This window comes from Peptoniphilus sp. Marseille-Q6390 (genome assembly GCF_965119475.1).
The window spans coordinates 1125988-1138318 of sequence record NZ_CBCPLS010000001.1; the positions used below are offsets into that span (position 1 = coordinate 1125988).

Consider the following 12331-nt stretch of genomic DNA (forward strand, 5'->3'; position numbering starts at 1 on the left):
CTTTATTATAGTTGTTTTAAAAAATTTTTTAAAGTGTTATAGTGAGTATAGAGGTGAAACGATGAAGCTTCAAGTATGCGGAGGTTGTAATGCAAAAATTTCAGCCTCCTCTTTAAAAGCAACTTTAGACATATTGGAAGTATTTAAGAGAAAAGAAGTCTTGGAAGGCTTTGCAAAAAATGACGATGCCGCCATTATAAAATTAAGTGACGATATAGCAGTGGCACTTACCTGTGACTTCTTTCCTCCAATGGTAGAAGACCCCTTTGCCTTTGGAGAAATTGCGGCGGCAAATGCCCTGTCAGATATTTATGCCATGGGTGGCGAGCCTGTGGCAGCACTTAACTTAGTCTGCTTTCCAGAAGAGGAAGACAGAAGTATTTTGGAAGAAATATTAAAGGGTGGAGCTGCAAAACTTAAAGAGGCCCAGTGTAGCTTGGTGGGCGGTCATTCCATTCACGACCCACGAATAAAATATGGACTTTGTGTCATGGGAATTTTAAATCCCCAAAAAATTTACAGCAACAACTCTTCAAGAGTGGGCGACAAATTAATACTTACAAAGCCCTTGGGCGTGTCCCTACTATCATCTGCAAGGACTGTGGGTGAATGTGAGGATAAGTACTTTAAAGCTGCAGTGGAATCCATGAGGACTTTAAACAAGTATGCCTGTGAAATACTTAAAAAATACAAAGTAAATGCCATGACCGATGTGACAGGCTTTGGTCTTATAGGTCACTTAAGTGAAATGGTCTCAGACACTGCTGTAATTTATTCAAAGAATTTAAAAATACTTCCCGGTGCCAAGGAAGCTGCAGAAGAATTTCTCTTTACTGCAGGAGGTCAGCGCAACAGAAAGTCTTACGCCGACTTGGTGGACTTTGAAATCCAGGACTTCGCCTTGGAAGAAGTCCTTTTCGATCCTCAAACATCAGGTGGACTTTTGGCAGCACTTGCTGAAGACGGAGAAAAAGCTTTGGAAGAATTAAAAGCTGCAGGAATTCCCGCAGCAATTGTGGGAGAAATAATTCCCCCTCAAGATAAAAAAATAATAGTGAGGTAAAAAATGAAAGAAATCGATGCACTTGGACTTCTTTGCCCAAGACCTGTAATACTTGCAAAAAAGTTAATTAAAGAAGAAAACCCTAAGGAATTTGCAGTCCTTGTAGACAATGAAATCGCAACTGAAAATCTATCCAAGATGGCGGACCAATTGGGCTACGACACAGAGGTGGATAAGGAAGACAAGATCTACAAGGTAAAATTTAAAAAAAATAGGGACAAAAAGCTTGAACAAGACTACAACAAGGAGGAATTTATTGTAGTCTTTTCATCAGATGAACTCGGCATAGGCGATGAAGAATTTTCCAAAAAACTTTTGGAAGGATTTGTCTACTCCCTTTCAGAAAAAGACCAAGTTCCCACATATGTAGTCCTTTATAATCACGGAGTAAGGCTTTCAACAATAAATGAAAACACCGTAGCCGACCTTAAAAAGTTGGAATCAAAGGGTACAACTGTACTCTCCTGCGGCCTTTGCTTAGGCAACTACAACTTAAAGGAAGAGCTTAAAGTGGGACAAGTGACAAATATGGACAAGATTGTGGATCTGCAAATACATTACAGGACAGTGAAACCCTGTTGAGTTACAAACTTTTAACCTTTAGGTCGGTAAACTATGCCATGGAAGCGGAGAAAAAGACTAAGGACTTAAGGACCCGCCTTATCACTCTCCCATCTTGGATCACATCTGATTGCGGCTTCGGTCTTAAAGTGGGAGAAAATTTGGAGGACGTTTTGAAAATTTTAGGTAGAGAAAATATAGAAGGGATTTACGATCTCAAATGATTTACTTAGACAATGCATCAACAACTTTAATAAAGCCTGAGTCAGTAGGCATAGCCGTAATGGAAGGAATTAACTCTCGTAATTTCGCAAACCCAAACAGAGGCTCCTATGAAATGTCTTTAAATTCTTTAAGAGCCCTTTACGATTTGCGAGAAGACTTGGGAGAACTTTTTGGTGTGGAGGCACTGAAGGTGTCCCTCTGTGCAAATGTCACTACTGCCCTCAACTTGGTTTTAAATTCACTTTTACATGAAAATGATCACGTAATAACTTCTATGGCAGACCACAACTCCGTCCTTCGTCCCTTAAATCACTTAAAACTTAAGGGAGTAGAAGTGTCCTACCTTCCTTTAGCAGGAGATAAAATCGACTTAAGCTGCCTAAATAAACTCCTTCAGAAGAACACAAAGGCAGTGTGTCTAACAGCAATGTCAAATGTGTCGGGACAAATCACCAACTTAAAAGCTGCGGCAGACTTTTGTAAAAAACATGGACTTATTTTAATCATAGACGGAGCACAAGCTGCTGGCAGTATGGACTTAAATTTAAAAGACTTTGACCGCACCGTCCTTTGCTTCACGGGACACAAGTCGCTTTACGGACCGGAGGGCACGGGAGGCCTTGCCCTAAAAGGAGATCTAAAATTTGAAGAAGTCTTCTCAGGCGGCGGCGGAAATTCAAATGACGAGCACCAAAGCCCATTTATGCCTGATATATTTGAATATGGTACCATAAATGTCCATTCCAACTTAGGACTTTTAGCTGGAATAAAGTATGTAAAGTCACTAGGCATTGATAAAATTTCAAAGGACCTGTTTGAATTTTCATCCTACCTTTACAAGTCCTTGAAGTCTTTGGAAGGCATAAGGCTTTATGGAGACCACGACTATCCCCACGGACCAATTGTGTCCTTTAACTACAAGGACTATGCTTCAGAAGAAGTGGCTGACCTACTTTGGCAAAAGGGAGAGATCGCCACGAGGGCAAAACTTCACTGCGCCCCTCTCTTTCACAAGGCCATGGGTACAGATAAAAGAGGCATGGTGCGAGTGTCCCTCTCCACCTTCAACAGCTTTGAAGACGTAGACAAACTTATTGAAACATTAAAAAATATAGCTTAATTATAAGAATACTTATATAAGCTATACTCCTTGATGAGAACGGTAAAAGCTTAGATAGATGCTAATTTAGGACTAAAAGGAAGTAGATTAGCCTAATTTAAACTTCTATTTTAAATTAAAGGGGATAGATGCAAGCCTAAATACTTGCGTCTATCCCCTTTAACAAGTTCCCCAATAACAAAACAGGTCTTTAATTATTTTTATCTTTTTCCCTTTCTATTTTCGTAGTCTTCTGTAATTTCGTCCTTCCAGTGTTTGTCGACTCTTCCCTTGTTTCTTCTTACATAGGATATGGCATCGCCTATGACTCTGTAGTTTAGTTCTGTGCCTTCTTCGTCGCTATGATACTTTACCGCCATTTCTCTTCTTATGCCAAATTTTTCTCCTTCACCTTCTGCGTCTATGTTTGCGCCTAGGAAGATAAATTCCCAGCCATATTTCTCTCTTTGATTGGTGATTAGTCTTTTTACTTCTCTGTAACCGTAGCTTCTGCTGGCATTTTCCATGCCGTCTGTGGTGATTACAAATAATGTCTTATCTGGCACATCTTCTTTGCGAGCATACTTGTGAATGTTTCCTATGTGTTTTATGGCTCCTCCCACTGCATCAAGTAGTGCGGTGCAGCCTTCTACATAATATTCTTCCTCTGTCAGCCTTGGTAGGTCTTTTATGGACACCCTGTCGTGTATCACTTTACTTTCTTCGTTAAATAATATTGTGGAGACATAGGCTTCTCCTGCTTCTTTTTTTTGCCTTTGGATCATGGAGTTAAATCCACCTATTGTGTCCTTTTCCAAGCCTTCCATTGAGCCACTCTTATCTAATATGAATACAAGTTCTATCATTTCTATCCCCTCTTTCTTTTACTATATTGTAAAAGATCAAGTAGACATTTAGGTCACTTCCAAAGCGACATTTATCCTCCAATTAAAGGTTGGTCAAAGGCAAATAAGGCTTCATTTATTTCAAAGATGTTGTAATTTTTTCTTTCGATAAAATACTCAATTATTACGTCAAACTTGCTGCTTCTTGTGAGGGCATAGCCTGCTCTTCCTATTAAATCTTCCATCCCGTCCTTATTAAGTTCCAATGCCAGGCCAAAGGCTATTGCTGTGGTCTTTGAGGGGCGATAGTCGGGATTGTTTTTGATTTTGGAAAAAAGCTTTCTGTCAATATTTGCTTTTTTATAAACTTCTGGATCTGTCTTGCCGGACTTGTCTATGAGTCTTAATAAGGTCTTAGAGAATCCTTCGTCCAAATTTTTTAAAATGTCCTCTATACTTTCACTGTCTTGTATAAGGGGTGCCATATTGTCAGCCTCTAAATTATAGCTTCGGTAAAATGAGCCTATGTATTCTTCATTTATTTTTTCTTCCACGTAGTTTTCTGAAATATATTCTTTTACCGACTGAAAGAGTTTTTTTGACAATGAAAAGGCATCCTTTGAAAAGACTGCAAGGTAGATGTGCATTTCATTTTTTAATAAAAATTCGCTCACTTCTTTAATGACAATTTGAAGTGCCAAGTCATTTGGGTATCCACAGGTTCCTGTTCCAATCAAAGGCATGGCTATGGAGTCGCAGCCCTTTTCTTTTGCCAAGTTTAAAGAGTTTTTAATGCAGGCTGAAAGTATTTCTCCTTCCCCCTTATATCCACCTTCCCAGGATGGAGTTGAAGTGTGGATTACATATTTTGCCTTTAAATTATATGCAGGCGTAATAAAGGCTTTGCCAAAGGCTATGTCGCCAATCTTCTTTCTTGCAATGAGAAGGTCTGGCCCTGCACCTTTGTGGATCTCACTATCTACTCCACCACCTACTATGGGCTTAGGGTTTGCCGTATTTACAATTGCATCTGCTTTTATATTTACTATGTTGTTTCTCACTATTTCAAATGGCATAAGTTCCTCCTTTCTATATTTTATAAAAGTGTGTGAATTTTTGGTGTGCCTAGAAAATATATAAGACATTTAAGGTCTCTCTTGGGCATTCACAATTCGATCAAGCTGTGCCTATCTATCACTTAATAATATTCCCAATATCAACAATAGTCCCAAATAAAAAAACCTATGAATTTAAACTCATAGGCTTTTTCTACTTAAAGACTCCCTAAATCAGTTTTCTAAAATCCCTAATTCAATAAGCCTTTGAATTGACTTTTTTAATTTTTATTTCCTATGACTTCATTGTAAATTTCTTCTGACCTATCAAGGTAGATGTCAGATAGGCTTGCACGGAAGGGTGGTGTACAGAAGAAGAGGGATATAACTGCAATTACTCCAAATATAATTGCTAATATTGCTGCTGCAGGTGCTTTAATAGATAGAATTGCTGTGACAAGTGCAATGACTCCAGTAAGCAAAGTAATCTTATAGGCCCTAAGACCTGCCATAAAGCTTTCTGAAAATAATTTTATACCCGCCTTTATTATAAGCTTAAGGCTGTCAAAAAAGGTCAGGTCCCTGTATCTCTCATCTGCCATGAAGAAATTCAAGTAAGCAAAAAGAAGAGATGTAAAAACCATTACTAAGGCAAATAGGACGATTAAGCTAATAAAAACTTTAGGGTTCTTGGCTGCATATTCAGTAAAGAATAAAAATCCTGCGCCTGATGCAAGTGTGGCAAGGGTCTCTAGGAGTATAGTTATCGCTCCCACCAAGATATTCATCAAAAATACCTTGCCTGTCATGGTCTTTATTCCCCTAAAATAATCAGAAAAACTTCCTTCCCTATTATAAAGAAGTCCCCTGCAAATTATGTAGTCAAAAATAAAGGCTACAAAGGCACTTAAAAATGACAAGTTACCGTCAGCAATATTTTGCAAGATTCCAGCAATTATTGCATTGACAATAAGAATTAATAGAATAGATCCGTAATTGTATTTTCTCATTAAATCATCTCCTTGTATGTTTTATAAACCCATATTATCACAAATTATTTTAATTCTGTAGTTTTTATTATTTATTTTTGTCGTATTTAATTTTACAAATTATCAAATAAAAAAATATTGCAATCGGTTTCTTTTTCATGATATAATATTTTTCCGAGTTCATAAATAGGGGGTGAATTATGTTTTTAAAACGAGAAGAAATAGTTAAAAAAATTGAAAAATCCATAAAGAAAAGTGAAAGATTTATTGGAGAAGGCGAGCTAGCAACTTACATACCAGAACTTGCCAATGTTGATCCAAATGGCTTTGCCTTATCCATTGTAACTACGACAGGAGATGTTTACAACTTTGGTGATATAGACACTGTTTTCTCTATGCAATCCATTTCAAAAGTTATCTCACTTATAATGGCTTTAAATGATAACACTATACAAGATGTATTTGAAAAAGTTGGAACTGAACCAACTAAATACAAGTTTAACTCTTTAATACCAATTGATGACAAGCCCTCTAATCCCTTGATAAATGCAGGTGCAATAACAACTGCATCTTTAATCGTTGGTAAGGATGTGGACGAAAAATTCCAAAGGGTTTTGAATTTGGTAAAGAAATTATCAGACAGCGAAAAGATAAGCTTCTTAAAAGAAGTTTACACATCTGAAATGGAAACTACTGATGTCAACAAATCAATTGCCTATTACCTTCGAAGCAAAAAAATCTTTTCTTTAAACGCCGATGAAGTTCTAGACCTATATATAAGAAATTGTTCTATAGGAATTAATGCAAGTGAGCTTGCTCACCTTGGAGCAGTTCTAGCTAATGGTGGTTCTGATCTTGTAACAGGCGACGAAATGGTTTCAAAAGAAGCCGTTAAAATTGTCCTTGCACAAATGGCATCCTGCGGTATGTACGAAGAAAGTGGAGAATTTCTTTTAAACGTTGGAATTCCATCAAAGAGTGGGGTCAGCGGAGCAATACTTGGCATCGTACCTGGCAAATGCGGAATTTGCACTTATTCTCCAAGACTTGATGCTTCAGGAAACTCAATACGTGGCAAGAACCTTTTGAAAATCTTGTCAAACGATCTAAATTTAAACATATTTTTATAAGGAGTAATTATGGGAACTATAATTCAAACTATTCACGACATAGGAAATTTACTTGGGCAGAAAATGTATGCTGATGCCTTCTCAATGACCACTGGTCTTTTGAGTGACACTATTTATACATACCTGCTTATACCACTACTACTTGGAATTGGAATTTTCTACACTTTTAAAATCAAGGGTGGTCAAATAACAAATATCGGACATGCAATAAAGCTAATTTCTAAACCAGCTGAGGATAAAAACTCAATTTCCCCTTTTAAGGCTTTCACAATTTCAGCCGCATCACATATTGGTACTGGTAATATCGTTGGTGTTGCCGCAGCCGTATCTATTGGTGGTCCTGGCGCAGTATTTTGGATGTGGGTAACAGCTCTTATTGGTGGAGCATCATCCTTTGTAGAAAATACTCTTGGTCAAGTATTTAAAGAAAGAAACCCTGATGGAACTTTCAAGGGTGGTCCTGCTTTTTACATGGAAAAGGCTCTTGGTAAACCAAAGCTTGCTGCCTTATTCTCAGTTGTAATAGCAGTAGTTTATGGTATTAACTTTAACGCAATGCAAGCTAATACAATCGCAGCTGGATTTAACTCTTCTTTTGGTCTTGACAAAAAAATTGTTGCATTTGTACTAATAATCCTAGCTGGATTAATTATCTTTGGTGGACTAAGAAGAATCGCTGATGTAACAAGTTTACTTGTACCTTTCATGGCAATTATCTATATGGCAGTTGTACTTTTCATAGTAATAAAAAACATTGCTCTTATACCACACATGTTTGGTCTAATCTTTGAAGGAGCCTTCTCTCTTAAAGCAGGCTTTGGCGGCTTATTTGGAACAGCAATCCTAAATGGTATTAGACGTGGACTTTTCTCCAATGAAGCTGGAATGGGTGCAGTACCAAATGCATCAGCAGTAGCAGATGTTTCTCACCCTGCAAAACAAGGTCTCATCCAAGCACTTGGAGTTTATCTAGACACAATCCTTGTTTGTTCAGCAACAGCTTTCGTTGTAATCTTATCTGGCGAAGGAATTTATGCATCAGACTTAAAAGGATTAGAAATCACACAAGCAGCCCTTGCAAATGAAGTTGGCTCTTGGTCAAATTACTTCCTAACATTCTGTGTATTAATGTTTGCCTTCTCTTCAATTGTTGGTAACTATTACTACGGAGAAAATAACATCTTAAAGCTAAACTTTGGTAAAAATGCCCTTAATATCTACAGGGTAATTGTCCTTATAGCTGTAATTCTTGGTTGTGTTGGAGACTTCTCAATCGTTTGGAATACAGGGGACGTATTCATGGGTATTATGGCAGTAATCAACTTAGTTGTGTTAATATTCTTAGGAAAGATCTCTGTTGGTGTTTATAATGACTATATGAAACAACTTAAAGAAGGAAAAGATCCTGTATTTAATCCAGAAGATGTAAAAGAACTTAAACCATATTTAGATAAAATTACAGCATGGAATAAGAGATAAAAAAGTCGCAGCTTAGTCTGCGATTTTTCTTTTTAAGATTTTAATTTATAAAAGTCCTATCTATGGTATAATAAGACTACGCAATACATAAAGGAGGAAGACATGAAGAAAATACTTGGCGCTCTAGTGGCAAATGCCTTGTCATTTTACCTACTAGACCTAATGTTTAATAATGTTTATTTTGAAAAAGCAAGTGCCTTTGTGGCAATGGCAATAATTTTTTCACTGGTTAACCTTACAATAAAACCAATCCTAAAGTTTTTGTCCTTCCCAATTACGCTTTTAACACTGGGCCTATTCTCACTAGTTGTTAACGCAGTGGTCCTTAACATTGCTTTTAGCTTGGTGTCAACAGCCCACATAGGAAGCTTTGGGACAGCCTTCTGGGCATCAATAGTCCTAAGTTTTATAAACAGTGCTATAAGAGAATTTATAAGCAATAATTTTAACTAAAGACATTAAAAGAAGCCGTAGGAGAAAAAACCTACGGCTTGATTTTTTTAACGGTATTTAATTACATCAGTTGCAAGCTCAAGCATTTCAATGGCGACATTAAAGTTTTCACCAAAGAGGTCAAAGACTGCATCTTCAGAAAGAACTCCACAGGCAAGGTCTTCTGGTAGCTCGCCCTTGTCATACCTTTCTAGGTCATCAAAATATTCTTGAGAGCTGTAATAATTGCTAAGCTTCATATATTCATCTTGGTGGTCAGCAAACTTTTCAATTGCAGCCCTTAGTTCTTCAATCAAAGCATTGTGATCATTTAAAATCTTTTCCATCTCACTAATTCTCTTAACAGGATCCATAACATCCTCCTTTATAAAATAAGAAAAACTCTTTTGCATTTATGATTATAATATAAAACTTTTATTAGGGGTGGGAATTCTATAAATTTAACCTAAACTTAACAAAATTCATAAGTCTACAAATAGAAAAAGATAGACACAAAGCCTATCTTTTTCTTAGTTTTGGTTTTTCTATTGTATTTTACTTATTTGATATAGTGAACGTGATTTATTATGTCCTTGTAGACTTCTTCTTTTCTCTCATTATAGATGACCTTGTTTTGTTCGAATATATTGTTTCCTTCACTGTCTATAGAAACAATTAGGGGACCAAATTCTTCAACATCACATACCCAAAGTGTTTCTGGCATACCAAGTTCCTTCCACTGTGCATCTACAATTTCTTTTACCCTCGTAGCTGCCCACACAGCGTTACCTGCTGGGATAACTAGGTGAAGGGCCTTGTTTTTCTTACAACCACGAGCAGTTCCTTCGCCCATGCCACCCTTTCCAATAATTATTCTCACGCCAGTTTTATCTATAAACTCTTCTTCAAACTTTTCCATTCTCATGGAAGTTGTTGGTCCAACAGAAATCATTTCGTACTTGCCATCTTTTTCAGCAATAATTGGACCTGCGTGTAGGATTGCCTTGTCCTTTACATCAACTGGAAGTTCAAGTCCTTCTTCTATTACCCTTCTGTGAGCAACGTCACGACAAGTTACCATTCTTCCTGTTAAATAAACAATATCTCCAACCTTTAAGTCTTTTATATCTTCAGCTGATATAGGTGTTGTTAAAATTTTTTTACTCATAGTTCTATCCCCTCATGACTTAGTATTTCATAATTCATTTCTTCGTCAAGTACAATTAGACCTCTTCTGTGTGACCAACATCCAACATTAAGTGCAACAGATAGTACACTTGGGTGTCTAGCTGTGTTAACAATGTTAACTCCCATTACAGAGTTTTCTCCTCCAAAACCTTGAGGTCCAATTCCAATTTTATTAATTCCTTCTTCTAATCTTTTCTCTAAGTCTCTAGCTCTTTTGTCTTCGTTTTCTTCTCCAACTTTTTTCATAAGGGCAAGCTTGGAGTTTACTGCTGCAGTTTCAATTGATGTACCAATTCCAACTCCAACTAAAAGTGGTGGGCAAGCATTAAGTCCATAGGAAGTCATCCTATCAAGAATGAATTTTACAACTGCTTCGTAGCCTTCACCTGGCATAAGAGTTACACCTGCACCTGGAAGTGAACAGCCACCTCCTGCCATGTAAGTGTAAATTTTTGCTGATGAACCTGGAACAGTTTTTGTAAATACTGTTGGTGTTCCCTTACCAATGTTTTTGCCTGTGTTGTACTCTTCAAAAGTTTCAACACTGTTGTGTCTTAGTGGAGTTTCCATAGTTGCCTTGTAAGTTGCTTCTCTTAGAAGTTCTTCTAAGTTTCCTCTTAGTGGGAAGTCTTCTCCAACTTCACAGAAGAATTGTAGGACTCCAGTGTCTTGGCAAGAAGGTCTCTTCATTTCCCAAGCAAGTTCTTGGTTCTTTTTCATTGTTTCGTAAATAGTTTTTGCTAGTGGACTAGTTTCCTTCTTTGAAAGCTCTTCAAGTTTGTCTTCAACATCCTTTGGAAGTTTCATACTAACTAATCCAACAAAAGCTGACATTTCGTCTATTAATTTTTTTTCTAAATTTTCTTTGTTCATTTTATACTCCTTTTAATTTGGGAAGAAAGGGAAGAATATTGGTAGTAGGATTAGGGCAAATATTCCACAAACTATAATAAGTGGCAAGCCTGCCTTTACATAATCGTTAAACTTATATCCCCCAATGTTATAAACCATTGTGTTAGCTGGCATTCCTATTGGCGTTGCGTAAGCCATGGATCCACCAATTACTGTTGCCATTAGGACTGCTCTTGGGTCTGCTCCAATTGCCTGTGATATGGAAATGGAAATTGGAACCATAAGGGCAGTAGTCGCTGTGTTTGACATGAAGTTTGTAAGTATTGCGCAGATTATAAAAATTATAATCATAAGTGCTGTTGGAGAAGGATTATCTCCTAACTTTGACACAATTGTGTTGGCAATTAAGTCACCTGTGCCTGTTTCCTTTAAGGCTGATGCAAGTGCAAGTGATCCAACATATAAGAGAATTGTGTTCATGTCAATTGATTTTATAGCATCTGATGATGAAATAACTCTTGTAACTACAAGAACTAGGGCTCCAATCCAAGCTGAAACAAAAAGTTTTATTCCTATTTTCTTTTCAAATACCATGGCAAGTACAGTGAAAATTAAAACTATAAGTGAAACCCATCCCTTCCATTCAGGAATGTCATCGTAGGATTTTTCTTGTGAGTAAATTGAATCTGCATCTTCATTAGCTGCATTGTCAGGAAGAAGTTTAAATCCAATTGTCACGAAAAATATTATTCCAACAATCAAAATAGGTAGTCCAATCTTCGCATACTCAAAAAATCCAAAGGACTCTCCAATAGTTTCAAGTCCTGATTGGGCGATCATGTTACCTGGTGCTCCAATTAAACTCAAATTTCCACCCATAGCTGCTGCAAAAACAAGTGGCAGCAAAATTTTTGATTTTGGGAACTTTGTTGATTGAGAAATCCCAATTAAAACTGGAATTAAAACTGCAGCTGTTCCTGTGTTTGATAAAATCCCCGACATCAAACCAGTTATAATCATAACTGCAGCGATAAGTTGCCTTTCAGTTTTGGCAAACTTTGTAACAAGTCCACCAACTCTTTGTGCCATTCCTGTTTCGAAGAAGGCAGCTCCAATGATAAACATGGCCATAAATAGGAGCACATTTGAGTCAGTGAAACCAGCAAAGGCATCCTTAGCTTCTAGTATATTTGTTAGTGTTAGACCCACTGCAACGATCATAGCAGTAACCCATAGTGGAATTTTTTCCCATGCAAACATAACTATTGCAAAAAGTAAAAATCCAAGTGTAATTGTTTGCGTATTCATAATAGCCTCCTTAAACTTTATTGATTTCATTATATGGAAGGCATTCTAGTTAATCTATCCTTATCTTAAGTAAAAATTTTGTCATGAAAACAAAAATTTTTAATT

14 protein-coding genes are annotated in these 12331 nt (G+C 37.0%); 7 read left to right on the forward strand and 7 right to left on the reverse strand.

The features are described from left to right. Window positions 1–61: 61 nt before the first annotated feature. From selD to ACWPVO_RS05450, 4 genes are read left to right on the forward strand one after another with little or no spacing between them, the layout of a single operon-like run. Window positions 62–1063, forward strand: a complete 1002-nt coding sequence (gene selD, locus ACWPVO_RS05435) for a selenide, water dikinase SelD (RefSeq protein ID WP_454207067.1) — start codon at window positions 62–64, stop codon at window positions 1061–1063. Between the two features lie 3 nt (window positions 1064–1066). Next, a complete protein-coding gene (gene yedF / locus ACWPVO_RS05440; protein ID WP_285072002.1) occupies window positions 1067–1645 on the forward strand; it encodes a sulfurtransferase-like selenium metabolism protein YedF in 579 nt (192 codons plus the stop codon). Next, the gene (locus tag ACWPVO_RS05445; RefSeq protein ID WP_256466619.1) at window positions 1642–1848 is read left to right on the forward strand and encodes a DUF3343 domain-containing protein; all 207 of its coding nucleotides are present in this window, start codon (window positions 1642–1644) and stop codon (window positions 1846–1848) included. Before yedF ends, ACWPVO_RS05445 begins: the two co-directional genes overlap by 4 nt. Continuing rightward, window positions 1845–2969, forward strand: coding sequence for an aminotransferase class V-fold PLP-dependent enzyme (locus ACWPVO_RS05450; RefSeq protein WP_454207069.1), 1125 nt, complete (start codon window positions 1845–1847; stop codon window positions 2967–2969). Before ACWPVO_RS05445 ends, ACWPVO_RS05450 begins: the two co-directional genes overlap by 4 nt. Before the next feature lie 200 nt (window positions 2970–3169). Here ACWPVO_RS05450 and ACWPVO_RS05455 read toward each other — a convergent pair whose 3' ends face one another. From ACWPVO_RS05455 to ACWPVO_RS05465, 3 genes are all read right to left on the reverse strand, one after another. After that, a complete protein-coding gene (locus tag ACWPVO_RS05455) occupies window positions 3170–3814 on the reverse strand; it encodes a vWA domain-containing protein (RefSeq protein WP_454207071.1) in 645 nt (214 codons plus the stop codon). 71 nt (window positions 3815–3885) lie between these two features. Beyond that, entirely contained in the window at window positions 3886–4869 is a 984-nt protein-coding gene (locus ACWPVO_RS05460) for a macro domain-containing protein (protein ID WP_454207073.1), read from the reverse strand. 260 nt (window positions 4870–5129) lie between these two features. Continuing rightward, a complete protein-coding gene (locus ACWPVO_RS05465) occupies window positions 5130–5858 on the reverse strand; it encodes a hypothetical protein (RefSeq protein WP_195445123.1) in 729 nt (242 codons plus the stop codon). A 179-nt stretch (window positions 5859–6037) separates the two neighbouring features. On the opposite strand from ACWPVO_RS05465, the gene glsA reads away from it, so the two are divergent. The 3 genes from glsA (at window position 6038) to ACWPVO_RS05480 (ending at window position 8899) form a co-directional block, all read left to right on the forward strand. Beyond that, the gene (gene glsA / locus ACWPVO_RS05470; RefSeq protein ID WP_270674230.1) at window positions 6038–6967 is read left to right on the forward strand and encodes a glutaminase A; all 930 of its coding nucleotides are present in this window, start codon (window positions 6038–6040) and stop codon (window positions 6965–6967) included. A 9-nt stretch (window positions 6968–6976) separates the two neighbouring features. Next, complete coding sequence (locus ACWPVO_RS05475; RefSeq protein ID WP_005955087.1) at window positions 6977–8446, forward strand: alanine/glycine:cation symporter family protein; 1470 nt, start codon at window positions 6977–6979, stop codon at window positions 8444–8446. Between the two features lie 102 nt (window positions 8447–8548). Then, on the forward strand, window positions 8549–8899 hold the full coding sequence (locus ACWPVO_RS05480) for a phage holin family protein (protein ID WP_005955198.1): 351 nt from the start codon (window positions 8549–8551) through the stop codon (window positions 8897–8899). Window positions 8900–8946: 47 nt separating this feature from the next. On the opposite strand, the gene ACWPVO_RS05485 is transcribed toward ACWPVO_RS05480, so the two are convergent. From ACWPVO_RS05485 to ACWPVO_RS05500, 4 genes are all read right to left on the reverse strand, one after another. Beyond that, window positions 8947–9252, reverse strand: coding sequence for a DUF4298 domain-containing protein (locus tag ACWPVO_RS05485; RefSeq protein ID WP_005955375.1), 306 nt, complete (start codon window positions 9250–9252; stop codon window positions 8947–8949). Between the two features lie 185 nt (window positions 9253–9437). Continuing rightward, window positions 9438–10046: a L(+)-tartrate dehydratase subunit beta gene (gene ttdB, locus ACWPVO_RS05490; protein ID WP_005955236.1), complete on the reverse strand. Its 609-nt coding sequence runs from the start codon at window positions 10044–10046 to the stop codon at window positions 9438–9440. Then, window positions 10043–10939, reverse strand: coding sequence for a L(+)-tartrate dehydratase subunit alpha (gene ttdA / locus ACWPVO_RS05495; protein WP_250341507.1), 897 nt, complete (start codon window positions 10937–10939; stop codon window positions 10043–10045). Before ttdA ends, ttdB begins: the two co-directional genes overlap by 4 nt. A gap of 12 nt (window positions 10940–10951) precedes the next feature. After that, window positions 10952–12226 (reverse strand): SLC13 family permease, encoded by a 1275-nt coding sequence (locus ACWPVO_RS05500; protein WP_005955238.1) that lies wholly within the window; start codon window positions 12224–12226, stop codon window positions 10952–10954. Window positions 12227–12331 lie beyond the last annotated feature (105 nt).